Source organism: Streptomyces sp. NPDC033180 (assembly GCF_055577645.1).
Window position 1 is genome coordinate 309,824 of sequence record NZ_JBVIPU010000002.1, and the last position, 22,923, is coordinate 332,746.

The 22,923-nt window shown below is 70.2% G+C and carries 24 protein-coding genes; 6 read left to right on the forward strand and 18 right to left on the reverse strand.

Annotated elements, in window-relative coordinates:
* Positions 1 to 5 precede the first annotated feature (5 nt).
* The 7 genes from ACZ5WE_RS08070 to ACZ5WE_RS08100 are packed head-to-tail and all read right to left on the reverse strand — an operon-like array spanning position 6 to position 6,534.
* A complete protein-coding gene (locus ACZ5WE_RS08070; RefSeq protein ID WP_467684637.1) occupies positions 6 to 602 on the reverse strand; it encodes a hypothetical protein in 597 nt (198 codons plus the stop codon).
* Positions 599 to 1,468, reverse strand: coding sequence for a carbohydrate ABC transporter permease (locus ACZ5WE_RS08075; protein ID WP_467684635.1), 870 nt, complete (start codon positions 1,466 to 1,468; stop codon positions 599 to 601). The genes ACZ5WE_RS08070 and ACZ5WE_RS08075 overlap by 4 nt, the downstream gene beginning before the upstream one ends.
* Complete coding sequence (locus ACZ5WE_RS08080) at positions 1,465 to 2,427, reverse strand: carbohydrate ABC transporter permease (RefSeq protein WP_467684633.1); 963 nt, start codon at positions 2,425 to 2,427, stop codon at positions 1,465 to 1,467. Before ACZ5WE_RS08080 ends, ACZ5WE_RS08075 begins: the two co-directional genes overlap by 4 nt.
* Positions 2,424 to 3,707, reverse strand: coding sequence for an ABC transporter substrate-binding protein (locus ACZ5WE_RS08085; protein WP_467684631.1), 1,284 nt, complete (start codon positions 3,705 to 3,707; stop codon positions 2,424 to 2,426). Before ACZ5WE_RS08085 ends, ACZ5WE_RS08080 begins: the two co-directional genes overlap by 4 nt.
* Positions 3,708 to 3,764: 57 nt before the next feature.
* Positions 3,765 to 4,511, reverse strand: coding sequence for a cupin domain-containing protein (locus ACZ5WE_RS08090; RefSeq protein ID WP_467684629.1), 747 nt, complete (start codon positions 4,509 to 4,511; stop codon positions 3,765 to 3,767).
* Entirely contained in the window at positions 4,505 to 5,419 is a 915-nt protein-coding gene (locus ACZ5WE_RS08095) for a DUF6807 domain-containing protein (RefSeq protein WP_467684627.1), read from the reverse strand. The genes ACZ5WE_RS08090 and ACZ5WE_RS08095 overlap by 7 nt, the downstream gene beginning before the upstream one ends.
* The gene (locus ACZ5WE_RS08100; protein WP_467684625.1) at positions 5,416 to 6,534 is read right to left on the reverse strand and encodes a Gfo/Idh/MocA family protein; all 1,119 of its coding nucleotides are present in this window, start codon (positions 6,532 to 6,534) and stop codon (positions 5,416 to 5,418) included. Before ACZ5WE_RS08100 ends, ACZ5WE_RS08095 begins: the two co-directional genes overlap by 4 nt.
* Before the next feature lie 213 nt (positions 6,535 to 6,747).
* Between ACZ5WE_RS08100 and ACZ5WE_RS08105 the strand changes: the two genes are divergently transcribed.
* Positions 6,748 to 8,091 (forward strand): Gfo/Idh/MocA family protein, encoded by a 1,344-nt coding sequence (locus ACZ5WE_RS08105; protein ID WP_467684623.1) that lies wholly within the window; start codon positions 6,748 to 6,750, stop codon positions 8,089 to 8,091.
* Positions 8,092 to 8,151: 60 nt separating this feature from the next.
* Here ACZ5WE_RS08105 and katG read toward each other — a convergent pair whose 3' ends face one another.
* The gene (gene katG / locus ACZ5WE_RS08110) at positions 8,152 to 10,365 is read right to left on the reverse strand and encodes a catalase/peroxidase HPI (RefSeq protein WP_467684621.1); all 2,214 of its coding nucleotides are present in this window, start codon (positions 10,363 to 10,365) and stop codon (positions 8,152 to 8,154) included.
* A 359-nt stretch (positions 10,366 to 10,724) separates the two neighbouring features.
* Between katG and ACZ5WE_RS08115 the strand changes: the two genes are divergently transcribed.
* Complete coding sequence (locus tag ACZ5WE_RS08115) at positions 10,725 to 11,138, forward strand: Fur family transcriptional regulator (RefSeq protein WP_467684619.1); 414 nt, start codon at positions 10,725 to 10,727, stop codon at positions 11,136 to 11,138.
* Between the two features lie 54 nt (positions 11,139 to 11,192).
* Positions 11,193 to 11,624: a VOC family protein gene (locus ACZ5WE_RS08120; RefSeq protein WP_467684617.1), complete on the forward strand. Its 432-nt coding sequence runs from the start codon at positions 11,193 to 11,195 to the stop codon at positions 11,622 to 11,624.
* A 10-nt stretch (positions 11,625 to 11,634) separates the two neighbouring features.
* Here ACZ5WE_RS08120 and ACZ5WE_RS08125 read toward each other — a convergent pair whose 3' ends face one another.
* Positions 11,635 to 13,356 (reverse strand): acyl-CoA dehydrogenase family protein, encoded by a 1,722-nt coding sequence (locus ACZ5WE_RS08125; RefSeq protein WP_467684615.1) that lies wholly within the window; start codon positions 13,354 to 13,356, stop codon positions 11,635 to 11,637.
* 72 nt (positions 13,357 to 13,428) lie between these two features.
* A complete protein-coding gene (locus tag ACZ5WE_RS08130) occupies positions 13,429 to 13,986 on the reverse strand; it encodes a PadR family transcriptional regulator (protein WP_467684613.1) in 558 nt (185 codons plus the stop codon).
* Between the two features lie 146 nt (positions 13,987 to 14,132).
* On the opposite strand from ACZ5WE_RS08130, the gene ACZ5WE_RS08135 reads away from it, so the two are divergent.
* Positions 14,133 to 14,381 (forward strand): hypothetical protein, encoded by a 249-nt coding sequence (locus tag ACZ5WE_RS08135; RefSeq protein WP_467684611.1) that lies wholly within the window; start codon positions 14,133 to 14,135, stop codon positions 14,379 to 14,381.
* Positions 14,382 to 14,399: 18 nt separating this feature from the next.
* Here the strand turns inward: ACZ5WE_RS08135 and ACZ5WE_RS08140 are convergent, their stop codons facing one another.
* On the reverse strand, positions 14,400 to 15,269 hold the full coding sequence (locus ACZ5WE_RS08140) for an NAD(P)H-binding protein (RefSeq protein ID WP_467684609.1): 870 nt from the start codon (positions 15,267 to 15,269) through the stop codon (positions 14,400 to 14,402).
* Positions 15,270 to 15,351: 82 nt separating this feature from the next.
* Here ACZ5WE_RS08140 and ACZ5WE_RS08145 point away from each other — a divergent pair, with 82 nt between their 5' ends.
* Positions 15,352 to 15,831, forward strand: a complete 480-nt coding sequence (locus ACZ5WE_RS08145; protein ID WP_467684608.1) for a MarR family winged helix-turn-helix transcriptional regulator — start codon at positions 15,352 to 15,354, stop codon at positions 15,829 to 15,831.
* 20 nt (positions 15,832 to 15,851) lie between these two features.
* On the opposite strand, the gene ACZ5WE_RS08150 is transcribed toward ACZ5WE_RS08145, so the two are convergent.
* Together ACZ5WE_RS08150 and ACZ5WE_RS08155 are read right to left on the reverse strand one after the other, a co-directional pair.
* A complete protein-coding gene (locus tag ACZ5WE_RS08150) occupies positions 15,852 to 16,307 on the reverse strand; it encodes an iron chaperone (RefSeq protein ID WP_467684607.1) in 456 nt (151 codons plus the stop codon).
* 73 nt (positions 16,308 to 16,380) lie between these two features.
* Complete coding sequence (locus ACZ5WE_RS08155) at positions 16,381 to 16,836, reverse strand: carboxymuconolactone decarboxylase family protein (protein WP_467685182.1); 456 nt, start codon at positions 16,834 to 16,836, stop codon at positions 16,381 to 16,383.
* Between the two features lie 176 nt (positions 16,837 to 17,012).
* Here ACZ5WE_RS08155 and ACZ5WE_RS08160 point away from each other — a divergent pair, with 176 nt between their 5' ends.
* The gene (locus ACZ5WE_RS08160) at positions 17,013 to 19,457 is read left to right on the forward strand and encodes a tetratricopeptide repeat protein (RefSeq protein ID WP_467684605.1); all 2,445 of its coding nucleotides are present in this window, start codon (positions 17,013 to 17,015) and stop codon (positions 19,455 to 19,457) included.
* A 3-nt stretch (positions 19,458 to 19,460) separates the two neighbouring features.
* Here the strand turns inward: ACZ5WE_RS08160 and ACZ5WE_RS08165 are convergent, their stop codons facing one another.
* The 5 genes from ACZ5WE_RS08165 to ACZ5WE_RS08185 form a co-directional block, all read right to left on the reverse strand.
* Positions 19,461 to 20,252 carry an AAA family ATPase gene (locus ACZ5WE_RS08165; RefSeq protein ID WP_467684604.1) on the reverse strand — a complete coding sequence of 264 codons (792 nt, stop codon included), beginning with the start codon at positions 20,250 to 20,252 and terminating at the stop codon, positions 19,461 to 19,463.
* Positions 20,253 to 20,311: 59 nt separating this feature from the next.
* The gene (gene fabG / locus ACZ5WE_RS08170) at positions 20,312 to 21,016 is read right to left on the reverse strand and encodes a 3-oxoacyl-ACP reductase FabG (protein WP_467684602.1); all 705 of its coding nucleotides are present in this window, start codon (positions 21,014 to 21,016) and stop codon (positions 20,312 to 20,314) included.
* Positions 21,016 to 21,174, reverse strand: coding sequence for a hypothetical protein (locus ACZ5WE_RS08175; RefSeq protein ID WP_467684600.1), 159 nt, complete (start codon positions 21,172 to 21,174; stop codon positions 21,016 to 21,018). Before ACZ5WE_RS08175 ends, fabG begins: the two co-directional genes overlap by 1 nt.
* Positions 21,175 to 21,177: 3 nt before the next feature.
* A complete protein-coding gene (locus ACZ5WE_RS08180; protein ID WP_467684599.1) occupies positions 21,178 to 21,756 on the reverse strand; it encodes a hypothetical protein in 579 nt (192 codons plus the stop codon).
* 117 nt (positions 21,757 to 21,873) lie between these two features.
* Positions 21,874 to 22,884, reverse strand: a complete 1,011-nt coding sequence (locus ACZ5WE_RS08185) for an AvrD family protein (protein ID WP_467684597.1) — start codon at positions 22,882 to 22,884, stop codon at positions 21,874 to 21,876.
* Positions 22,885 to 22,923: the final 39 nt, after the last annotated feature.

Below are 22,923 nucleotides of genomic sequence, written 5' to 3' on the forward strand. Positions count from 1 at the left end.
GCGGCTCAGCACGGGGTCGTCCGTACGTTGCGTACATCGATGGCAGTCAGCGCCAGGGCCAGTGGCCCCGGCACGAGGAACGCGAGCGGCAGCATCATCCATGCGCACAGCGCGGCCGCCCCGAGGGCGAGCAGGACCAGGAGGCTGCCGCCCGTATCCCGCACCGCTGCGCCCGCGGCTCCGCGCACCGCGGCACGCCAGTCGCTCAGCGCTTCGGGACGGGCGCAGGCGCGCAGGCCCACGATCACACCGCACGCTCCGATCACCGCCGCCGTCACGGCGAAGGCCCGGGCCCCCGGCAGCCCCGCCCCGGCCAGCGCCAGGTCCGCCACGAGCAGCAGCACCCCGGTGAGTGCGACCGTCCCAGCGGCGAGATCACCGGCGCGGAACCGACCGCGTAGCAGCAGCAAGTAACGCCTCGCCGTGGCGGGTTGGCCGACCCCGGTGCCGCGCACCACCGCGCAGGCGGTGGAGAGCGCCGCCGGAGCGGTGATCAGCGGCAGGCAGGCGAGCGCCGTGACCACGCCGAGTGCCAGGACGTCCGCGAACAGGGTCATGCGCGGCCCGAAGATCTCGCCCGTCTCGCGGGCCCGCGCGCTCATCCCTTGACCCCGGAGTTGGCCATGCCCTCGACCAGGAAGCGCTGGAAGGCCAGGAAGAACAGCACGATCGGGAGCAGTGCGATCACCGACATGGCGAACATCGGGCCGAACGCCGACTGGCTGGAGGCGTCCACGAAGGACCGCAGGGCCAGCGTCAGCGTGAACTTCTCCGGAGAGAAGAGATAGATCAGCTGGGTGAAGAAGTCGTTCCAGGTCCAGATGAAGGTGAAGATCGCGGTGGTGATCAGCGCGGGCCTGGTGAGCGGCAGGACGACCAGGAAGAAGCTCCGGAACGGGCCGCAGCCGTCGATCCTGGCGGCTTCCTCCAGCTCGCGCGGCAGGCCGCGCATGAACTGCACGATGAGGAAGACGAAGAAGGCCTCGGTGGCGAGGAACTTCGGCAGGATCAGCGGCCAGTAGGTGTTCACCATGCCGAGCTGGTTGAAGATGATGTACTGCGGGATCAGGACGGCGTGGTGCGGCAGCATGATCGTCGCGATCATGAAGGCGAAGAGCGGCCCGCGGAAGCGGAAGCGCAGCCGGGCGAAGGCGTAGGCCGCGAGCGAGCAGCTGAGTACGTTGCCGAGGACCGCGCCGCCCGCGATCAGGAGCGAGTTGGAGAGCAGCCGTCCGACGGAGACGTCGTCCACGCCGTCGAGGGCGGTCGAGTAGTTCGACCACTCCAGCTTGCTCGGCAGCAGGTTCAGGCTCGCGATCACCTCGTCGGCGGGCTTGAGTGACGTGGCGACGAGCCAGGCCAGCGGATAGAGCATCACCAGGAGCGCGGCCAGGCATCCGGCGTGCAGCGCGACGCGACGCCAGGGAAAGGACCGCCGGGCCGCGGTGGTGGCAGTGGTGGTGGTCATCGCTCCCCCTCGTTCGCGTAGAAGACCCAGGAGCGCGAGGTGCGGAAGAGCACCGCGGTCACGGCTCCGATGGCGAGCAGCAGGACCCAGGCCATGGCGGAGGCGTAACCCATGTGTGAGGCGACGAATCCGCGGTCGTAGAGGTAGAGCGTGTAGAAGAGAGTGGAGTCGGCGGGGCCGCCCTTGCCACCGCTGACCGCGAAGGCGGGCGTGAAGACCTGGAAGGCCTGGATGGTCTGCAGCACCAGGTTGAAGAAGAGCACCGGCGACAGCATCGGCAGCGTGATGGAGACGAACTGCCGCTTGCGGCTCGCCCCGTCCACCGCCGCCGCTTCGTAGAGCTCGACGGGGATCCGCTGGAGACCCGCCAGGAAGATCACCATGGGGGCGCCGAACTGCCAGACCGTCAGGAGCGCCACGGCGAGCAGCGCCCAGCCGGGCTTGTTGACCCAGCCGCCGGTGTGGATGCCGATGTCCGCAAGGAGGTTGTCGACGGTGCCGCCGTCGTTGAAGACCGCCCGCCACACCAGGGCGATGGACATGGAGGCGCCGAGCAGCGAAGGGGCGTAGAAGGCGGAGCGGTAGAAGGACTTGCCGCGCTTCATGGACTTCAGGGCGAGCGCGACGGCGAGGGCGAGCGCCAGTTGCAGCGGCACGGCGATCACGACGTACATCAGCGTCGCGCCGACCGAGCGCCAGTAGCGCGGGTCCTCGGTGAACATCTGGACGTAGTTGCGAAAGCCCACCCAGCGCGGGGCGTTGAACAGGTCGTAGTCGGTGAAGGACAGGTACAGCGAGACGGCCATCGGAAGGAGCGTCAGGACGACGGCGCCGAGCACCCAGGGTGACAGGAAGACCCAGGCGGCGCCCTCGCGCCGGAGCCTGCCGGGCTGCTTCGGCGGTGGTGCGGGGCTCTTGGTCCGCGCGGCCTTCGCGGGTATGTCGGTGGTGGTGGTCATGACCTCAGCTCCGCCTTCGCCTCGGTGATGAAGTCCTCCGCGGCCTCGCGGGGTGACATCTGCTCGAACGACACCTGGTCGTAGTCGCGCTGGAAGGTGGTCTGCAGGGAGTTGTCACCGCTGGGCGGAGCCTGCGGCGGCGTCTTGAGGCTGCCGTCGACGGAGGCCTGGTAGTCGGCGACGGTCTTGTCGAAGTCCTTGAGTTCGGGGCCGAGTTCATCGCGGATCGGCTCGTTGACGGGGATACCGCGGGAGGCGCCCAGGATCGCTGCCGCCTTCTCGTCATTGATCATGAAGTCGATGAACGCGGCTGATTCCTCCGGGTGTTCGCTGCCTGCCGCCGCGCCCATGAACATCGAGGGCTTGAAGTACTGGCCGGGTGTGCCGTCCGCGCCTGACGGCATCGGGGCCAGCGTCAGCCCTTCGCCCACCATCGGCGTGTATCCGCTGGCGGGCGCGTCCCAGTTGAAGTCGGCGACCGCCGTGCCGCGGGCCAGCGGCTGGTTCTCCACCGACCCGTCGAGCTGTGTGGTCTGCTCGGCGGACGTCACCGCGCCCTCCCGCCGCAGCTTGTCGGTGAAGGTCCACCAACGGGTCAGGTCGTCGGCCGTGAAGCCGAGTCCGCGGTCCTTCGTGTAGAGCGACTTGCCCTGGCCGCGCAGCCACACCTCGAAGCAGTCCTCGCTCTGCCCCGGGTCGATGGAGCCCGCCTTCCCGGACTTCCTGGCCAACTGCCGCATGGCGTCGGCCCATTCGTCCCAGGTCCAGCCCTTGCGCGGGAGCGTCACCCCGGCCGCCTTCCACTGCTCGGCGTCGTACACGACGGTCTCGGTGCCGCGGCCCTGCGGGATCGCGTACTGGGTGCCGTCGACGACCCCGGTGGCCAGGAGGCCGGGGTCGATCTCGTCGGTGTGCAGGGTCTTCTTCTGCTTTCCGAGGTCGAGGAGGATGCCGCCGGACGCGTACTGGTCGATCTGCCGGTAGTCGAGCTGCATCACATCAGGGGCGTCCCCGCCCGCCGCCTGGGTGGCGAGCTTCTGCTTGTACGCCTCGTAGCCGGCGAACGAGGTCTGCACCGTGATCCCGGGGTGCTCCCTCTCGAACAGCGCGACAGCTTCCCTAGTGCGGGCCGCCCGGTCGGGGTTGCCCCACCAGGTGTAGCGCAGAACGGTCTTGCCGCCGCCGCTCGCTTCGTCCGAGCCGCCGCAGCCGGTGAGCAGCGCGCTGAGCGTGAGCACCGCGACCGCTCCGCAGGACCACTTTGTCCTGTTTCCGGGCATGCCGATGACACCTCTCCTCTCTGGATTCCTGACGGGCGCTTCTAAGAGTGGGGACGGTTACTCGCCGTGGTACGGGAGCGTGGTGCCGGGCAGTTCGTACTCGTCGCGGCGTCCGCACATGCCGTAGCCACCAAGTCGCGAAGGACGGTTGTCGTACGAGCCCGAGCCCGCGAGGTAGTCGGGGCTGCCGGACTCCAGGGCGTCGAGCTGCGTGCCCGTGCGCTCGGCGGTGGCAAGGGCGCCTGCCCGCCACAGCTCACGCCACGTGGGGACCTTGTCCTTCACGAGCCGGGCCGCGGCCTGCTGGAACTCCAGGTAGGGGCCGTTGTCCCCGGCCCTGAGCGCGTCCCGCAGCGGCAGGTATCCCTCGACGGCCAGGTCACGGCGTTTGCGTGCGGCGGCTTCCGCCTCGAGGCCGGTCTTCGCGGGGAGCCGCGCCGCGGCGGCGTACCGCTCGGGGTCGGCGAGCACGTCGGGCGGGAAGGTGAAGACGGCGTCCCCGGCCTCGGGCAGGCCGCTGTTCTGCATCAGGACCGTGATCCGCAGGTCGCCGCCCTGGACCATGCGATGCACGGTGCCGGGCGTGAACCACGCGACGGAGCCCGCTTCCAGGGGGACCTCGCGGTAGCCGTCGGGGCTGAGCGTCTGGACGGCGCCGCGGCCACCGGTGACGACGTACGCCTCCGTGCACACCAGGTGCAGATGCGGGCTGCCGCCGCACACGCCGTCGGCGGCCTCCCACTCGTAGGCGCTCAGATGCGAGAGGCCGACGGCTCCGGGCAGGGGGTGCGGAAGGCTCACCATGACAGGCCCTTCAGATGTGTGGCGACGCGGTCGCGGTCCCAGGCTCCGTCGGCGACCACGACGCGGTAGCGGTAGGCGAAGGAGGCGCCGGGCGGCAGTTCGAACTCCTCGAAGAAGGCCCAGGAGAACGCGACGGTCGGGATGGGTTCGGAGCGCACGAACCAGTGCGAGTCGTGGATCCCGTCCGCGTTCTCCGGGCTGTGCGCGAAGACGAGCGTCGAGTGCGCGTCGACGTCGTCGTGCTCGGCGGTGAAGGCGAGCCAGGGGCCCTGTGTGCCCATCAGACCTCCCGCGTCCTTCTCGCCGTCGGGGCCGAAGGCGGTGCCGCCGGTGAAGTCACGCGGACCGCGCCACTGCAGGCCCGTGTAGCCGGCCATCTCGCGGCCCGCGGTGGTCGGCGAGCCGAAGCGCAGAGGTTCGTCACGGATGTTGGCCAGGCGGATCGACCAGTCCAGGGCCCAGGACCCGGAGTCCTCGTCGACCGAGTGGACGGTGATGTCCCGCTCTTCCCTGGCCCATTCCTGGCCGCCGTTCTCGATCCAGGTGAGCTCCTCGGTGAGGTGCATGCGGTCGTCGTCGACGGCGAGGGCGGGGAAGCCGTCGTGGCGCATGGACCCGATCCGCTCCGGCAGGCGCAGATAACCCTCGCCGTGGACATAGCAGTTGCCGCCCCAGAAGTTCTGCCCCGACAGGTGGCTGGCGGTCATCTGGAGGCCCTTGTGCCAGCGGTGGTCGCTCGGCCGGTAGCCCGAGACCTGGTGTCCGGCCAGGGTGCGCAGAGGGTGGACATAGGGCTTGCGGGCCTCGAAGGCGTCCGTGTCCGGTGCGTAGACGTAGCTGAGCAGTTCGACGCCGCCCGACCGGACCGTGATGCGCTCGCCGTGGGTGTGGGTGACCTGAATCGTCATCGCTGGGGGCTCCAGTCGGGGTGGCTGCCGTGCATGGCCGGGTAGTAGGGGTCGCCGGAGGCGATCTCGCCCGCGAGCACCGGCTGTCCGGTGAACGCCGACTTGTAGAGCGCGGCGGCGAATTCCAGGGTGCGGCGGGCGTCGGTGCCGCTGCCCGGCGGCCTGACGCCCTGCTCGTGGGCGTCGAGGAGGGCGCCGAGCTGGGCGGCGTGCGAACTGGGCGTGTCAGCGGCAGGAGCACGCCAGGCATCCGTGCGTGCGGCGTCGATGTGCGGGGCCGGTGTGTAGACCCAGTCCTCGTTGGAGTGGCCGTAGAGATGCGTGAGTTCAACTGTCGCGTCCGCGCAGTCGACGCGGATGCGGCTTACCTCGTCCGGCGACAGGACGCTGTTGACGACGGTGGCGAGCGCGCCGCTCTCGAACCGCACCAGGGCGGTGGAGACGTCCTCGCTCTCGGTGTCGTGCACGAGACGGGCCGCCATGGCGCGCACCTCGGTCCAGTCGCCGAGCAGGTGCAGGAGCAGGTCGAACTGGTGGATGCCGTGGCCCATCGTGGGACCGCCGCCCTCGCTCTCCCACCGGCCGCGCCACGGCACCGCGTAGTAGGCGCTGTCCCGGTGCCAGGTGGTCTGGCAGTGCGCGACCCGGGGCGCTCCGAGCTCGCCGCCCGCGATCAGCTCGCGGGCGTGGACGGCGCCCGAGCCGTAGCGGTGCTGGAAGACCACCGACGCGTACGTTCCCGATGCCTCCTCGGCGGTGGCGATCTCGTCGTACTCGGCGAGGGAGAGGCACAGCGGCTTCTCGCACAGCACCCACGCGCCCGCCTTCAGCGCGGCCACGGTCTGCGTCCGGTGGAGCGACGGCGGGGTGCCGATCAGGACCAGGTCGGGGCGGACCTCGTCGAGCATCGCGTCGAAGTCCGCGTAGCCCTCGACGTTCAGGTCCGCAGCGGCCGCCTCCGCGCGGAACGCGGCGAGCCGAGCGGGGTCGACGTCGACTGCGGCTCTCAGCTCGATCCGGTCGGAGTGGGCCCGCAGGGCGGGCAGATGACTTCCGGTGACGATGCCGCCTGTGCCGACGACGGCGGCCCGTAGACGGGTGGGGGTGGAGGACATACGGTCTCCTCGAACGAACTTAGAAAGCGCTTGCACCGGTGCCGACCCTAGGCACGGCAGGAATGTCAGGACAAGACCTCGGCGCCGAAAACCGGAACGAACTGAAACGACTCAATAATGGGGACGGCGAACGTTGCCGCGCGCTCACCACCTCCCCCCGCGACGCCCACATCCGGACATCCGAACACCTCGACTCCCCGAACGGATGCACACATGCCCTTCGACGCCGCACGCCGTCGGCGCTGTGCCGTGGTGGGACTCGGCGCCCGCGCCCAGCTCTTCACCGAGGCACTCGCCGGTCCCTACGCGGACCGGATCGAACTGGCCGGTTTCTGTGATGTCAACGCTCACCGCATGGCCGTCCACAACGACTGGATCGCGACCGCCCACCCCGGCCGCCCACCCGTACCGACGTACCCCGCGGACGACTTCGAGGAGATGCTGCGCCGTGAGCGCGTCGACCTCGTGGTGGTCTGCACCGTCGACCACCTCCACGACCACTACATCGTGCGGGCCCTCGAAGCGGGCTGCGACGTCATCACCGAGAAGCCGATGACCACGACTGCCGAGCGCGCCCGCCGCATCCTCGACGCCCGGCGCCGCACGGGCCGGGAGGTCCGGGTGGCCTTCAACTACCGCTACAACCCTGTGCACTCGGCCGTGCGCGAGCTTCTGGCGGACGGCGCGATCGGCGAGGTCGGCTCGGTGCACTTCGAGTGGCTGCTCGACCTGCGGCACGGCGCGGACTACTTCCGCCGCTGGCACCGCGACAAGGCGAACTCCGGTGGCCTGATGGTGCACAAGGCCACCCACCACTTCGACCTGGTCAACTGGTGGCTGGACGCGCGGCCCCAGACCGTCTACGCACAGGGCGGACTCTTTTTCTACGGCGACGAGGCGGGCACCCGGCGCGGTCTGGCCCGCGACTACTCCCGCGCCCACGGCTCCTCCGCCGCCGAGGACGACCCCTTCGCCGTCCGCCTGGCCGACTCGTCCGTACTCAGCGCCCTGTACCTGGAGGCGGAGGAGGAGGACGGCTACCACCGCGACCAGAACGTGTTCGGACCCGGGGTGAGCATCGAGGACGACATGGCGGTCCTGGTGCGTTACGCCTCCGGCGCGACCCTCACGTACCACCTGACCGCCTACGCGCCCTGGGAGGGCTGTCGCATCGCCTTCAACGGCAGCGAGGGACGCGCCGAACTCCTCGTGGAGGAATCCACCTGGACGCGCCCCGACGTGCGGACCGAGGGCGCCAGTGCCGTCCCGCACGGCGCGGCGACCGGGGACGAGGCCGGGCGCGCGCAACTCCTGCTGCGCCGCTTCTGGGAGGAGCCGCGGGAGGTGAAGGTGCCCACCGGTGAGGGCGGGCACGGCGGCGGGGACGTGCGCATGCTCGCCGACCTCTTCGGCGAGCGGGCCCCGGGTGACGGGGACCCCCTGGGCCGCGCGGCGGACGCCGGCGACGGTGCACGATCGCTGGCCACGGGCCTGGCCGCGAACCAGTCCTTCGTGACGGGGCTTCCGGTCGACGCCCCGGGCCTCATGGGCAGTTGAAACGACGTCCGGGCCGGCCCACGTGGGCCGGCCCGGACGTGTCGTTCAAGAGTGCCGGACTCAGACCAGGTCGAACCGGTCGAGGTCCATGACCTTGCTCCAGGCCGCGACGAAGTCCTTCACGAACTTCTCCTTCGCGTCATCGCTCGCGTAGACCTCGGCGAGCGCGCGCAGCTCGGAGTTCGAGCCGAAGACCAGGTCGGCGCGGGTGCCGGTCCACTTGACCGCGCCGCTCGCGTCACGGCCCTCGAACGCGTCCTGCGCCTCGGACGTCGACTTCCAGGTCGTGTCCATGTCGAGCAGGTTGACGAAGAAGTCGTTCGACAGCGTGCCCGGCTTGTCCGTGAACACGCCGTGCTTCGACCCGGCGTGGTTGGCGCCCAGGACGCGCAGACCGCCGACGAGGACCGTCAGCTCGGGCGCGCTCAGGGTCAGCAGGTTCGCCTTGTCGATCAGCAGGAACTCGGCCGGCAGGCGGTTGCCCTTGCCGACGAAGTTGCGGAAGCCGTCGCTGGTCGGCTCGAGCGCGGCGAACGACTCGACGTCCGTCTGCTCCTGCGCCGCGTCGACACGGCCCGGCGTGAACGCCACCTCGACCTGGACACCCGCGTCCTTGGCTGCCTTCTCGACCGCCGCGGAGCCGCCGAGGACGACCAGGTCGGCCAGCGAGACCTTCTTGGCACCGGAGTTGAAGGACGACTGGATGCCTTCGAGCGTACGCAGCACCTGCGCGAGGCTGTCCGGGTTGTTCACCTCCCAGCTGCGCTGCGGCTCCAGGCGGATACGACCGCCGTTGGCGCCACCGCGCTTGTCGCTGCCGCGGAAGGAGGACGCCGCGGCCCAGGCCGCGGAGACCAGCTGCGCGGTGGTGAGGTCCGAGGCGAGGATCTTCTCCTTGAGCGATGCGATGTCCGAGGTGTCGACCGGCTCGCCATCGGCTGCCGGCAGCGGGTCCTGCCACAGCAGCACCTCGTCGGGCACCTCCGGGCCGAGGTAGCGCACGATCGGGCCCATGTCACGGTGCGTCAGCTTGTACCAGGCACGGGCGAACGCGTCCGCGAACTGGTCCGGGTTCTCGTAGAAACGCCGCGAGATCTGCTCGTAGACCGGGTCGAAGCGCAGCGACAGGTCGGTGGTGAGCATCATCGGGAGGCGCTTCTTCGACGCGTCGAAGGCGTCGGGGATGATCGCCTCGGCGTTCGTCGCCACCCACTGGTTCGCACCCGCCGGGCTCTGGGTGAGCTCGTAGTCGTACTCGAAGAGGTGCTTGAAGAAGTCGTGGCCCCACTGCGTGGGCGTGGTGGTCCAGATGACCTCGAGGCCGCTGGTGGTCGCGTCCTTGCCCACGCCGGTGCCGTGGGTGTTCTTCCAGCCGAAGCCCTGCTGCTCCATGAGCGCGGCCTCGGGGTCGTCGCCGACGGCCTCGCTCGGTCCCGCGCCGTGGGTCTTGCCGAAGGTGTGGCCGCCCGCGATGAGCGCGACGGTCTCCTCGTCGTTCATCGCCATGCGGTGGAACGTCTCACGGATGTCGCGGGCCGCGGCGACCGGGTCCGGGTTGCCGTTGGGGCCCTCGGGGTTGACGTAGATGAGACCCATCTGGACCGCGCCGAGCGGGTTCTCCAGCTCGCGGTCGCCGGTGTAGCGCTCGTCGTCGAGCCAGGTGGTCTCGGGGCCCCAGTACACGTCCTCGTCGGGCTCCCAGACGTCGGCGCGGCCACCGGCGAAGCCGAAGGTCTTCAGGCCCATCGTCTCCAGGGCCACGTTGCCGGTGAGGACCATGAGGTCGGCCCAGGAGAGGTTCTGGCCGTACTTCTTCTTCACCGGCCAAAGGAGCCGGCGGGCCTTGTCGAGGCTGACGTTGTCCGGCCAGCTGTTGAGCGGGGCGAAGCGCTGCTGTCCGGCGCCCGCGCCGCCACGGCCGTCGCTGATGCGGTAGGTGCCCGCGCTGTGCCAGGCCATGCGGATCATCAGCGGGCCGTAGTTGCCGAAGTCGGCGGGCCACCAGTCCTGCGAGGTGGTGAGCACCTCGGCGATGTCGCGTTTCACGGCCGGCAGGTCGAGGCTCTTGAACGCCTCGGCGTAGTCGAACTCCTCACCCAGCGGGTTGGCCACCGCGGGGTTCTTGGCGAGGATCTTCAGGTTGAGCCGCTCCGGCCACCACTGGCGGTTTCCACCGCCCTGGGACGGGTGCGGCGCGCGAGCGTGCGCGACCGGACAGCCGCCTGTCTCTTCCGGCTTCGGGTCGGTGACGATCGCGTCATGGTTCTCAGTCATGGGAATCCTTCCGGACGGGGCGGATCACGGTGCTCAGAAACTGCGAACGGCGAAACGGTCGGGGGCGCCCAGGGGTGGCGCGGACCTCGTCGGCCGGGAATCCGATGCCGAGTCGGTCACCGTCCAAGGGCCGGTGCGCGCGTGAGCGGTGCGTTCGCGGGACTGCTTCTCCGCGAACGGGGTACCGGATGCCGGGGCGAACGGACCCGTCTCCTGAAGTCACGTGCTGTTCCCTGCTGTTGCCCTGTCCCTTGGCCGTCGGCCGGAACTGATCCTACGATGGACCAAGTCCAAGTCAATACGACAGACGGGTCCGTACGAATTCAGGCCTCAGACAATGCACAGTTAGGCTGGTAGGCATGAGCGATCTGCTGGGACGACTCCGCGGACGTGGGTGGCGGATGACCGCTCAACGCCGGGTGGTCGCCGAGGTACTCGACGGTGAGCACGTTCACCTGACCGCGGACGAGGTGCTCGCGCGCGCCACGGACCGGCTGCCGGAGATCTCCCGCGCCACGGTCTACAACACCCTCGGGGAGCTGGTCTCCCTCGGCGAGGTGATCGAGGTGTCCACGGGCCGCGCGAAGCGGTACGACCCCAACGCCCACCACCCCCACCAGCATCTGGTGTGCTCCGGCTGCGGCGCCATCCGCGACGTGCACCCCGGCGGCGACCCGCTGGCCGCGCTGCCGGACTCCGAGCGCTTCGGCTTCACCGTGTCCGAGGCCGAGGTCACGTACCGGGGGGTGTGCCCGGCCTGCGCTCGGGCGTGACAGGGGCACGCCCACCCAGGGTCCGCTCGGCCCCACGCCGAAGGAGGCAGCGCCATGACCGTTCTCGACTCCGCCATCCCCCGGTTCCACCTGGCCGTGCCGGTCGACGACCTCGCCGCAGCCCGTCTTTTCTACGGTGAGGTACTCGGCCTGGAGGAGGGCCGCAGCGCGGACACCTGGGTGGACTGGAATCTGCACGGCCACCAGCTCGTCACCCACCTCGCGCCGAAGGCCGTCCAGCGCGTCCACAACGCGGTCGACGGCCACGACGTCCCGGTGCCGCACTTCGGACTGATCCTGCCGACCCCCGAGTTCCAGAAGCTCGCGGAGCGACTGCGCACGGCAGGAATCGAGTTCGTCATCGAACCGTACGTCCGCTTCGAGGGCCGGCAGGGCGAACAGCGGACGATGTTCCTCCTCGACCCGGCCGGCAACGCCCTGGAGTTCAAGGCGTTCGCCGACGACTCCCAGGTGTTCGCCGCCTGAGCGGCGCCGGCTAGGGCGCCATCTCGTACGCCCCGGCCAGCGCCTCCACGCGCTGCCACACCCGTGCCGAGCGGGCCTCGTCGACGACCGGGCGGCGGACCGCTCCCAGCGCCCAGCTCTGCTGCTCCGCGGTGGCGGCGTCCTTGCCGTGCAGTTCGACGGCGTGCGCGGAGAAGTCGCGTACGAGGACGGCGAACAGCTCGTCGAGTACGTCCTCGTCGAGGCCGGTCAGGCGTGCCTGCTCCAGGATCAGCTGGCCGTGCACGACCAGCGCGAACAGCTGGCCGACGGCCAGGAGAAGGTCGAGGTCGCGGCTCTGCTCCTCGTCAGGGGCGGCCGTGGTGACGAACTCGCAGAGGGCGTCGGCCTGTTCGCGCAGACGGGCGACGTTGGGCACGGCGGCGTACGCGTCGTAGGCGGTGCGCCAGTCGTGGAAGCGGATGGCGCCCAGGCCGCGGGCCGGTCCCTGCCGGAAGAGGAAGTCGTCGTCCGCCGCGTCGAGGCGGGTCGGCACGGGCTCGTACGCGGCCGGGTTCAGGAGGTGGTTGCCCATGAACTTGAGGATGAGGGCGAGATTGACGTGGACCGTGCCTTCGAGCTTGGGCAGGCCTCGGATCTCGATGGCCGCCTGGGCGAAGTAGTTGTCCTTCTCGAAGCCCTTGGCCGCGATGACGTCCCACATCAGGTCGATGACCTTCTCGCCCTCCGTGGTCACCTTCATCTTCGTCATGGGGTTGAAGAGGAGGTAGCGGCGGTCGTCGGGACCGGCGGAGCGGAAGTAGTCGACGGCGCGGTCGCTGAACAGCTTCATCCCGACCAGGCGGACGTAGGCGTCGGTCAGCTCGCGGCGCACGTGCGGGAAGGCGGTGACGGGCCGGCCGTAGAGGATGCGGTTCTGGGCGTGGGTGACGGCCTCGTACATCGCGTGCTCGCAGATGCCGATCGAGGCGGTGCAGAGGTTGAACTTGCCGACGTTGACGGTGTTGAGGGCCGCGTCGAAAGCGGCACGGCCGGTGTGCAGGATGTCGTCGGGGCCGACCGGGTAGTTCTCCAGGCTGAACTCACTCACGTACTTCGAGGAGTCGACGACGTTCTTGACCAGGTGGTACGCCTCGTGGCGGCTGTCGGCGGCGAAGAAGACGTAGCCGTCGGGGCCCTCGACGTCGGTGCGGCGGCCGAAGACGGAGACCAGACCCGCGGCGTTGCCGTTGCCGATGTAGTACTTGGAGCCGGTGGCCCGGAAGCCGCCGTCGCCGTCCGGCTCAAGGAGCATGTCGGTGGAGTAGATGTCGGCGCCGTGGGTCTTCTCGGACAGGCCGAAGGCGAACACCTCTCCCTGAGCGAGGAGTTCGGCCGCGCGCGTGCGGGCAGTGGCGTTCTCGCTCTGCCAGACCGGGCCGAGGCCGAGGATGGTGACCTGCCACGCGTACCAGTAGTCGAGCCCGTAGAAGCCGAAGACCTCGTTGAGGGCGGCGATCCGGGCGGTGTCCCAGCGCTTGTCCTGGTGCCCCTCGGCGGCAGACGCCGGGGTGAGGAAGGTCGCGAACAGGCCTTCCTTGGCGGAGAACTCGAGGAAGTCCGCCAGCCAGGCGCGGTCGCGGTAGTCCTCGATCAGGCGACGCTTCCCCCGGGCCTCGAACCAGTCGACGGTCGCGCGCAGCAGCCTTCGGGTCTCGGGGTCGAAGTGCTCGGGGTCGTAGGTGCGCGGGTTGAACAGCAGCGGGTCGGCCATGGGTGTTCGCCTTTCCGGCTCGGGAGGTCGGGTGAGGAGTGGTGGGTGTAGCGGACGCGGCGCCGGGCCGGTTCAGCCCTTGGGGCCGAGCCGGTGGAGGGTGGCGAGCACGTCGTCCAGCCAGGCGAGCGTCATCCGTTCGTACGCGATGCCTCCGCGCAGCACGACGTGCTGGAGCTCCTGCCCGGCGTCAGGCGTGCAGGGCGCGTCGGGTCCGGTGAAGTCGCGCAGCTCGCCCGCGAGATAGCGTGCCAGCCGGTCGGTGTGCGCCCGGCGGTGCCGCTCGACCTCGTGGATCAGCGCGACCGGATCGTCGAAGGCCGCGCCGCGGATCTTCACCGCCAGCTCGTGTCGCACGCTCTCGGGCTCGATCGGCTCGTGCAGCCACCGGGAGAGCACGGACCGCCCGAGGGCGGCGACGGAGTACTCCTTCTTGTCCGGCCGCGCCTGCTGCGGCACCTCGCGGACGTCGATCCACCCGTCGCTCTCCATGCGCTTGAGAACGCGGTAGATCTGCTGGTGGGTGGCGGTCCAGAAATAGCCGATGGACCGCTCGAACCGCCGGGCCAGCTCATAGCCGGAGCCCGGCTTCTCAAGCAGCGAGACGAGGATCGCGTGCTCTAGCGCCATGCCCCGATCCTGCTATGCAACTCGTTGCATAAACAAGTGGAGCTGCCCTGGTGAGACACGGCTCACCCGGGTGCCGACCGCCCAGGACCCTCGGCCGCCGCCGGTCGGCTCGGCATCGACTCCAGGAACGCTGCCGTCGGGAAGCCGTGGCACGAGGCGCGACGGCAGCAGCGCGATACGGGCCCGCCGCGCACCAGGTCGGCGAAGAATTCGAGGCCCTGGCCCCTCGAACGCCACCTCGCGCCGCGGGGCTCACCGTGCCGGGCACCGGCGGCACCATGGTGGTCGACGCCGACGGCGTCTCCGCGCTGTCGATCGAGGATCTCGCGGTCGCCCTGCTGGACGAGGCGGAGCGCCCCAAGCATCACCGGGCCCGGTTCACGGCGGGGTACTGAGCCTTCAGAACGCCACCACTACTGGGTCTGGGCCTGCGCCATGAAGGGGGCCGAGTTCTCGGACACCCACTGCGCATAGCTCAGCGGCGGGCGGCCCAGCAGCCGTTCCACGGTGTCAGTAGTGCGGCCCGGCGTCCGGGCGTAGTCGGCCAGCGAGCCGAGCAACCGTTCGGGGACATCCGTCGGCAGGCCCTGGGCGAGCATCGCGCGGCGGACGTCCTCGGGTCCGACCTCCTGGAAGATCAGCTCTCGGCCGACCGCATCGCCGATGATCCGGAGCTTCTCCCGCTGGTCGAGCGACTGGGGCCCGGTGAGCGCCAGGTCCTGCCCGGCGCACTCTTCGCCGGTGAGCGCCCGCACGGCCACCTCCGCGATGTCGCGCGGATGGATGGGCGAGGTCGCGGCCGAGGGATGGGCGCCGAACACCGTGCCGGTGGCGCGGATCTGCGCGGCCCACGCCAGGGAGTTGGTGGTGAAGTCCGCACACCGCAAGACCGTCCAGGCCGGCCCGGCGGCGCGTACCGCGGCCTCGAACTCCCGGAACTCGTCAATGAATCGGGGGTGGCCCGCGGGCTGCTCCACGGTCAGGGCCGACAGCGCGACGACCTTCTTGGCGCCTCGCTCCGCGGCGAGGGCCAGGAGGTCGGCCGTGGCGGTGGCCGTGCCGACCGGACGGAGGCCGGTCAGTACCCCCTCGACATGATCGGGCAGGACCGAGGCCAGCGACCCGGGCCGGGAGGAATCACCGCACACCACGTGCGCGGCATCCGGCAGTCCCGCCAAGGCCCGGTCGCCGCGGGTCACGGCGGCCACCTCCTGACCTGCGTCCAGCAGAAGTCGTACGGCTTCGCGCCCCACGTGCCCGGTAGCTCCGACCACTATGAACATGGCATTCCCCTTCTCTCGCCCAGCTCGTCCGGGTGCCGTAATATACGAGAACCGTAACACTATCCTTCGAGGGGCGTAAGTTATGAGTTCCGTAGCATCTGGTTCCGACACCGGCAGCCACCGTCGCGCGACCGTCGGTGTGAAGCAGGCGCTGCGTGAGCTGGACGCGCAGCTCGCGCTGCTCAACCGGCAGGTCGGCGGCCGGCTCGGCCTCAAGGACGTGGACATGGACTGCCTCGACCTCATCAACGCCCATGGCCCGCTGAGCCCCGGCGCGCTGGCCCGCCGCGCCGGTCTCCACGCCGCCACCATGACCGGGATCCTCGACCGGCTCGAACGCGCCGGCTGGATCTCCCGTGAGCGCGATCCGGCGGACCGCCGGGCCTCCCTGGTGCGGGCGCTGCGCGACCGCAACGCCGAGCTGCTCGGGCACTTCGCCGGCATGAACGCGTCCGTGGAGCGGATCTGCGACGACTACCCGGACACGGAACTCGAACGCTTCACCCAGTTCCTCCACCGCGTCGCCGAAGCCGGCCAGGCCGCGGCACAAGATCTCGGGTGATCCACAGCCCACCACCCGGATCAGCGCACCGCGTTGCGCACGAGCGCCGTGATCCTCGCCTCTCCCTCCGCGGTCAGCTCCGTCAGGGCGTACGAGGCCGGCCACATGGCGCCGTCGTCGAGGTTCGCCTTGTCGCTGAAGCCGAACGTCGCGTACCTCGCGCTGAACTTCTGCGCGCTCTGGAAGAAGCAGACGACCTTGCCGTCCTTGGCGTAGGAGGGCATCCCGTACCAGAGCTTCGGCGCCAGCTCCGGAACGCTCTCCTTGATCACGGCATGGATCCGCTCGGCCATGACGCGGTCCGATTCCTGCATCTCGGCGATCTTCTCGACCACGGCGGCCTCCTCCTGGGCCGCCTTGTCGGCGCGCGATCCGCGGCGCGCGGACGTCTTGAGCTCCTGGGCGCGTGCTTTCATCGCGCCTCGTTCCTCATCGGTGAATCCGTCGAACTTCGCGGTCTTCTGCGTGGTCGTCATGGCGAGTTCCTTACGTACGTGAGTGGGTGGGGGCACGGGCGGAGCCGCCGCGGCGGCTCGTCCCGACGGGGTCTCAGCCCCGCGCACCGGCGATCTGGCGGGTCGTGGCGTTGAGCCGGTTGAACAGGTTGGTGACGCCGATCATGAGGACGATCGCGGCCAGCTGCTTCTCGTCGAAGTGGGTGGCGGCGGCGTCCCACACCTCGTCGGTCACCGCGTCGCCCCGGTCGGCGAGGCGCGTGGCGGCCTCGGCGAGCTCCAGCGCCGCCCGCTCCGGCTCGGTGAAGTACGGAGCCTCACGCCAGGCGGCGACCGTGGCGAGCCGCTCGTCGCTGACGCCGGCCTTGCGGGAGGACTTCGCACCGCCGTCGACACAGGCACTGCAGCCGTTGATCTGGCTGACCCGCAGGTGCACCAGCTCCAGGGTCTGCCCCTCCACCCCACCGGAGTGCACGGCCTTGAAGAGCGTCTGGATGGCCGGCATGGCGTCGGACAGGACGACGGCGGGGTTCTGCATACGGGACTGCATCTCGGTGTGCTCCTTCTTGCGGTCGGTCCCCGTTCCCTCGGGGTGTGACTCCATATCAGCGGGAACCCCGCGCCACGCCCATGGCGATGGGACACCGTGGGACAGCTGAAACAACCTTGAGCAGCGACGACATGGCCCGGTAGGTTTCCGACCACACGGGACACGGGGGGTATCTGGTGGATGAGCCGCAGCGCACGGCGAAGGCGGACCCGCAGAACGAGCTGGCGGCCCGGCTGCGCCTGATCCAGGAACTGTCCGGACTCGGCGTACGGGCTCTGGCGCGGGACGCGGGCCTCAGCTCGTCGTCACTGTCGCGCTACCTCAGCGGCCAGACCGTGCCTCCCTGGCCCGCGGTGATCGCGCTCTGTCGCCTCGTCAAGCGCGACCCCCGTCCACTGCGCCCCTTGTGGGAGCGGTCCTCGAACCCGCTGCCCGCACCCCCGAAGTCCAGCCGCCAGGGCAGACCGCGGCCCCGCAACGATCTGCCGCGCGACGTACCGGACTTCACCGGCCGCGAGGCCCAACTCGCCGCCGTGCTGGCCGCGGTGGAAACCCACCGGGTGGTCGCCGTCGACGGCATGGCGGGTGTCGGCAAGACCTGTCTGGCGATGCACGCCGCGCACCGGCTCGCCGCCGACTACCCGGACGCCCAGCTCTATGTGGACCTGCACGGCTTCACCGAGGGCCGGGAACCGCTCGACCCCGACTCCGCGCTGCGGATGCTGCTCGGCGCGCTGGACGTCCCGTCCGAGAAGGTCCCGCGGGAGGGAGTCGAGCAACTGGCCGCCTGCTGGCGCTCGGAGCTGGCCGACCGGCGGGTCGTCGTGGTGATCGACAATGCCGCCGACGCCGACCAGGTCCGCCCCCTGCTCCCGGGAGCCGGCCCGTCCGTCGCACTGATCACCAGCCGGAACCGGCTTCTGGGCCTGGACGAGGTGCCGCCGGTCTCCCTCGACGTGCTGAGCCCGCAGGAGAGCGCGGAGCTCCTTGCCCGTGCGAGCGGCGACCCGAGCGGTCCCGATGGGCGGCTCGCCCGCGACCCGGAGTCCGCCGCAGAGGTGCTGCGGCTGTGCGGCCACCTGCCGCTGGCCCTGCGCCTCGCCGCCGCCCGGCTGCGGCACCGGCCGGGCTGGACGGTGGGCGTCCTCGTCGAGCGGATGGCCGAGGGCGCGAGCGAGTTCGACACCGCGTTCGCCATGTCCGTACGGCAGTTGGACCGGTCACAGGCTCGCCTGTTCCGGTTGCTCGGCCTGCTGCCCGGGGGTTCCTTCGACGAGTACCTGGCTGCGTCGCTCGCGGACGTGCCGCTGAACAGCGCGCGGGCGATGCTTGAGGACCTGGTCGACGCGCACCTCGTTCAGGAGTCGACGGCGGGCCGCTACCGCCTGCACGACCTGGTGCACCAGCACGCGCGCCGGGCCGGCGAGGAGCAGGACTCACCGGCCGAACGGGAACAGGCGCTTGCCCGCTTCCTCGACTACTACGTGCACGCGGCCGCTGCCGCCGACGCCGCGATGCCGTTCCTTTCGCCGGGCAGGCCGCCTACCGCGGGCAGGCCGCCTGGCGCGCTGCCGCGGTTCGCGGACAAGAACGCGGCGTTCGCCTGGCTGGTCGCGGAGTACGAGAACCTGGTGGGCGCCTTCGAGACGGCGGCCGCCGTCGGGGCCGACGCGCATGTGTGCGAGCTGCCGCGTTTCCTGCGGGCGTACTTCGCGCGGCGCTGCGGCACGACGCACCTCAACGTCCTCTTCGAACGCTCATTGGCCGCGGCCGAGCGCCTCGGCGATCCGCTCCAACTGGCGAACGCGCACAGTGATCTGGGCTTCGCTCGCTACAACGCGGGCCGTATGGCGGAGGCCACCGCCTCGTATGAGGCGGCGCAGCCGCGGATGTCCCAGGCGGGGGACGTGGGGTCACAAGCCGAACTGACCCTGCGGCGCGGTTATCTGAAGTGGGACGAGGGTTACGTCGAGGAGCCGCTCGAACTCTTCAGGCTGGCAGGGAAGTTGTACGAGCAGGCCGGCTGTCCGACCGGGACGGCCGCCGCGGCCGCGGCGGAGGCCTGGGCGATGCTCCAGCTGGGACACCGCGAGGAGGCGGCGCGGCGGGCCCGGGAGGTCATCGGCATGCCCCACGCCGACCCCGCGTCACCGCCCGCGCTGACGGCGCGGATCACCCTCGGCGTGGCGATCGCCCACGACGAGCCCGACGAGGCGGCGGAGCACCTGCATCAGGCGTTGGCGCTCGCCCGCGAAGACGGGCACCTCCACAACGAGGCGTGGTGCCTCAACTGCCTGGGTGTCGCGCTGCGGCACATGGGCCGCTACGAAGAGGCCCTCGCCGGCCACCGGAAGGCGTTCGCGCTGCTCGACGAGCTCTTCGAGGAACACTGGAAGATCCACTTCCTCAACGGCTACGCCGAGACCTGCCGCCTCGCGGGCCTGCCCGACGAGGCCCTGCGCCTGCACCGCCAGGCTCTCGAACTCGCCCCGGCGCTGGGCTACCGCAACGAGGAAGCGCTGGCCCATGAGGGAATCGCGATCGTCCTCGACGCGACGGACCCGGCCACGGCCGCCGAACACCGCGCGGCGGGCCGGGCCGTCCTGGAGGTGCTCAACTGACGTTCAAAAGCGCACCGCGTACGAGACGCGCCGCCGTAGGGACTTGGCCCGCTGAGCCTCGTGGAAGCGGGCGTCCTGTTCCAGGATCGCGGCGGCCCTGCGCACCTTCACGCCGGCTTGTTCGATCGCTTCGTCGAGCGGCATCACCAGGGGCAGGTCGAAGATGTCGATGATCCGTTCCACGCGTTCGCGGACGCTCCCGCCCACCACGTGGTAGGGGATCTCCAGCTCCTCCAGGGTCTCGATCAGCAGGTCGTCGGACATCCTGCGGAACTTCTCGGAGACCGGCCGGTGTCCGTCGGCCTTCAGCTCGAACTCGACCGGCAGGTGCACATAGGCGTCATAGGTCCGCTTGGCACGGGCCTTGGCGACCGCGCCGTAGGCATCCATGTACTGGCGGTAGAACCGCTTCACAGGAAGCCCGGCCATGTTCTTCACCGCCCGCAGGAACAGGTTCGCGCCGGGATTGATGCCGACCCGCATGCGTGCCTCGCCGTAGATCCACTCGTGGATCACGGAGCCATCCGAGATGAACGGCCCCTGGCCCGCCTCGTGGTGGATCCGCTCCTCGAGCCGGCGCAGCCCGAGCATCGTCAGTTCCATCGCACTGAGTTCCTGGACCTGCTTGCCCGGTACGAGGTCCGCCAGGATCTCCCGGGCTGTCATCGCGTGCGTACGGGGAATGCCCGTCGCCATCGACAACGTCTCGGTCGTGGTGCTCTTGCCGCTGGAGTACGTTCCGGAGATCGCCAGGTGCAGGCCGCTGTGCGGTAGGGGGGTGATGGTGTTCCCCATGGTGTGCTCTCTTCCCGTTGTGGGTGCCCCGGCCGGAGCCGGGGCGTGGGGTGATGTGGTCAGCCGCCCAGGCCCAGGCCGCCGCTGACCGGCAGGACCGCTCCGGTGACGAAGCGACCCGATTCGCCGGCGAGGTAGCGCACGGCGGCGGCGACATCATCGGCTTCGCCGACGCGGCCGAGCGGAGTGATGGACAGCAGGTGTTCGCGTCGCTGATCAGTGATCTCGCGGCTCATGGCCGTGTCGATCAGGCCTGGTGCGACGACGTTGACCGTGATGTTCCTGGGGCCGAGCTCCCAGGCGAGGGAGCGGGCCATGCCGAGCATTCCGGCTTTGGCAGCCGCGTAGTTGACCTGGCCCGGCGCTCCGTACGCGTAGGTCATGGAGGAGATCAGCACGATCCGCCCCCAGCGTGCCCGCACCATGCCGCGCACGGCACGTCGCACCGTACGGAAGGCGCCGTGCAGATTGACGTCGACGACGTCCGTGAAGTCCTGCTCGTCCATGCGCAGCATCAGGACGTCCCGGGTGATGCCCGCGTTGACGACGAGCACTTCTACCGGCCCGTGGGCGGCCTCCGCTTCCTTGAAGGCGGCGTCGACGCTGCCGGAGTCCGTCATCTCGGCGGGGACGCCGAGCAGTCCGCCAGGCGGTGCGGCGTCCCGGTGGGTGACGGCGACACGATCGCCGTCGGCCGCCAGGGCGGTCGCCACGGCGAGTCCGATACCGCGGTTGCCATCGGTGACCATGACCGAACGTCCCATCAGTGACTCCTCGGGACGGTGACGTCCTTCGCCTGCCGACTGCGGCCTTCCGCCGTCCGTCGGCCACTGACCGCCAGATTCCGCGTGGCTGCCGCGACAATCCGGAGACCGATCTCCTCCAGGCTGGGGAGCGGGTTCAGCGGGTTCAGCGGGTTCATGGGTCACCTCGCCGAGCCGGTCGCTGCCGCGCAGTACTGCGAAGCCTCGGCGAACAGATGCTCGACGGCTGCGGCGAGGCGGTCCGCTGTCAGCGCGTTCGGCAGCAGCCGCCTCGCGAACCGGGGGCTCAGCGGCACTCCGTCGCGCCGCTCCTCGGTCATCAGCGGCGGCAGGAACGCCATCGGAGTACGGGACAGTTCCGCGTCGCTCTCCGCGAGGAAGCGCGCGGCGCGCTTCCTGTCCGCCTCGGGCAGCCAGTCGAGGAACGGCAGGCTGACCTCGACGACCTCGTCGTCCGCGGGGTCGTCGAAACCGGCGCCCGTCTGGTCGCGCAGCAGTCGGCAGGGCGCGGCCTGCCACTCCTCGCGCAGCATGGGCACCCGGCATCGGGCCTCGTCAAGGAGGACGAGCAGCGGCCGTTCCCCGTCCAGGTGCTCGCACACCTCGGCACGCTGCTCTGTGTCCGGCCATATTCCCGTCGGTGTCCACTGCGTTCCTGCCGGTGGCCACTGCCTTGTTTCCGGCCCGGCGGCACGCTCCTTCCAGAGCATGCGGGCCGGTCCTTCGAGTACGACGAGCACGTCTCCTAATCGGAGCGTGGGCGTAAAGCGCATGATCTGTTTCCCCCGTTGCGTTTCTTGCGTGCACTCTGGTGCGAATTGGGCGCGGATACAGCCGGCAGAAATGCGGCAGTGCGATTACGCGGCGGCGGGCAGCCGGTGTGCCAGCCAGCATCGCCCGTCAATCCCCGCGAAATCGTCCACCGCGAGTTCCGCGGTGCGCCAGCGGGCGTCGCCCATGGGCAGGAGCCGTGAGCTCGCGGTGCGCACGGTGGGAGTGAAGCTGTGGCCCAGAGGGCGCACCGGTGTGCCCGCGCTGATGACGAAACGCCTCATCCAGAGCGTGTCGGTGTTGCCGCGGGACAACCCGTCCTGTGCGTAGAGCAGGATCTGGGCCAGCTGGGCCACGCCCACGAGCGCGTCGACCAGGGAGACCGACGGCCGGTAGGCCGCTTCCGCTCCACAGGTGTGCGCCTCCTCGCCGGTGGCGACGACGCGCTGCAGCCCTCGGACCTCCTGCCGTTCGAGGTCGACGCGGACCTGCTCGGCGTACTGTTCGCGCTGCTTGTAGCCCACTCCGTAGTGGCGGGCTCGCGCGGGCCCGAGTGCCTGCTTCTCGTCGGAGTACGTGGCCGGTGTTCCCGCCCCGCCGCCCTGTTCGTGCACGAGCGTGCAGCGCACTTTCAGGCTCCCGACCCGGCAGTCGAACGTACTGGCCGGCATGGGGCGCTCGCCCGTCGGACCTTCGACGGCTACCAGCCTGCCGTGCACGGGAAAGTCCGCGAGGTCTTCGTGCGGCGTGCTGCCGGCCCGTACGTCGGCCCGGCGCAGCCAGATCCTGCGCCGCTCGGCGGCTCCGAGCCCGAAGGCCCGGGCCAGGTGCGTCTCCGCGAGGTTCGCGGCGAGCACCAGCGCGTCGATGCTGCTCAGATGCGGTCGCAGCTCACCGACGCCCGTCTTGCGGGACCAGTCGCTCGGATAGGTGAGCGTGCCCCGCGCGGTGACGAGCGCTCCCGGCTCGGCGGAGCCGTCGGTGGTGATGTTCTTGAGGCCTTGAGTGACGCGTTTGTATCCGCTTCCGAAAAAGCGGGAGCTGCCAGGGCCGAGACAGCTATCCAGAGATCCGTATAGTAATTCCTTGTTGCCCATTCCCCGTTTACCTTCCCCCGTGTCGCGGGCCAAGCGGCC

Excerpts from the sequence above, each read along its gene's own strand:
- ACZ5WE_RS08070 (WP_467684637.1), bottom strand. The coding sequence starts at position 602 with ATGAGCGCGCGGGCCCGCGAGACGGGCGAGATCTTCGGGCCGCGCATG.
- ACZ5WE_RS08075 (WP_467684635.1), bottom strand. The coding sequence starts at position 1,468 with ATGACCACCACCACTGCCACCACCGCGGCCCGGCGGTCCTTTCCCTGG.
- ACZ5WE_RS08080 (WP_467684633.1), bottom strand. The coding sequence starts at position 2,427 with ATGACCACCACCACCGACATACCCGCGAAGGCCGCGCGGACCAAGAGC.
- ACZ5WE_RS08085 (WP_467684631.1), bottom strand. The coding sequence starts at position 3,707 with ATGCCCGGAAACAGGACAAAGTGGTCCTGCGGAGCGGTCGCGGTGCTC.
- ACZ5WE_RS08090 (WP_467684629.1), bottom strand. The coding sequence starts at position 4,511 with ATGGTGAGCCTTCCGCACCCCCTGCCCGGAGCCGTCGGCCTCTCGCAT.
- ACZ5WE_RS08095 (WP_467684627.1), bottom strand. The coding sequence starts at position 5,419 with ATGACGATTCAGGTCACCCACACCCACGGCGAGCGCATCACGGTCCGG.
- ACZ5WE_RS08100 (WP_467684625.1), bottom strand. The coding sequence starts at position 6,534 with ATGTCCTCCACCCCCACCCGTCTACGGGCCGCCGTCGTCGGCACAGGC.
- ACZ5WE_RS08105 (WP_467684623.1), top strand. The coding sequence starts at position 6,748 with ATGCCCTTCGACGCCGCACGCCGTCGGCGCTGTGCCGTGGTGGGACTC.
- katG (WP_467684621.1), bottom strand. The coding sequence starts at position 10,365 with ATGACTGAGAACCATGACGCGATCGTCACCGACCCGAAGCCGGAAGAG.
- ACZ5WE_RS08115 (WP_467684619.1), top strand. The coding sequence starts at position 10,725 with ATGAGCGATCTGCTGGGACGACTCCGCGGACGTGGGTGGCGGATGACC.
- ACZ5WE_RS08120 (WP_467684617.1), top strand. The coding sequence starts at position 11,193 with ATGACCGTTCTCGACTCCGCCATCCCCCGGTTCCACCTGGCCGTGCCG.
- ACZ5WE_RS08125 (WP_467684615.1), bottom strand. The coding sequence starts at position 13,356 with ATGGCCGACCCGCTGCTGTTCAACCCGCGCACCTACGACCCCGAGCAC.
- ACZ5WE_RS08130 (WP_467684613.1), bottom strand. The coding sequence starts at position 13,986 with ATGGCGCTAGAGCACGCGATCCTCGTCTCGCTGCTTGAGAAGCCGGGC.
- ACZ5WE_RS08140 (WP_467684609.1), bottom strand. The coding sequence starts at position 15,269 with ATGTTCATAGTGGTCGGAGCTACCGGGCACGTGGGGCGCGAAGCCGTA.
- ACZ5WE_RS08145 (WP_467684608.1), top strand. The coding sequence starts at position 15,352 with ATGAGTTCCGTAGCATCTGGTTCCGACACCGGCAGCCACCGTCGCGCG.
- ACZ5WE_RS08150 (WP_467684607.1), bottom strand. The coding sequence starts at position 16,307 with ATGACGACCACGCAGAAGACCGCGAAGTTCGACGGATTCACCGATGAG.
- ACZ5WE_RS08155 (WP_467685182.1), bottom strand. The coding sequence starts at position 16,836 with ATGCAGTCCCGTATGCAGAACCCCGCCGTCGTCCTGTCCGACGCCATG.
- ACZ5WE_RS08165 (WP_467684604.1), bottom strand. The coding sequence starts at position 20,252 with ATGGGGAACACCATCACCCCCCTACCGCACAGCGGCCTGCACCTGGCG.
- fabG (WP_467684602.1), bottom strand. The coding sequence starts at position 21,016 with ATGGGACGTTCGGTCATGGTCACCGATGGCAACCGCGGTATCGGACTC.
- ACZ5WE_RS08175 (WP_467684600.1), bottom strand. The coding sequence starts at position 21,174 with ATGAACCCGCTGAACCCGCTGAACCCGCTCCCCAGCCTGGAGGAGATC.
- ACZ5WE_RS08185 (WP_467684597.1), bottom strand. The coding sequence starts at position 22,884 with ATGGGCAACAAGGAATTACTATACGGATCTCTGGATAGCTGTCTCGGC.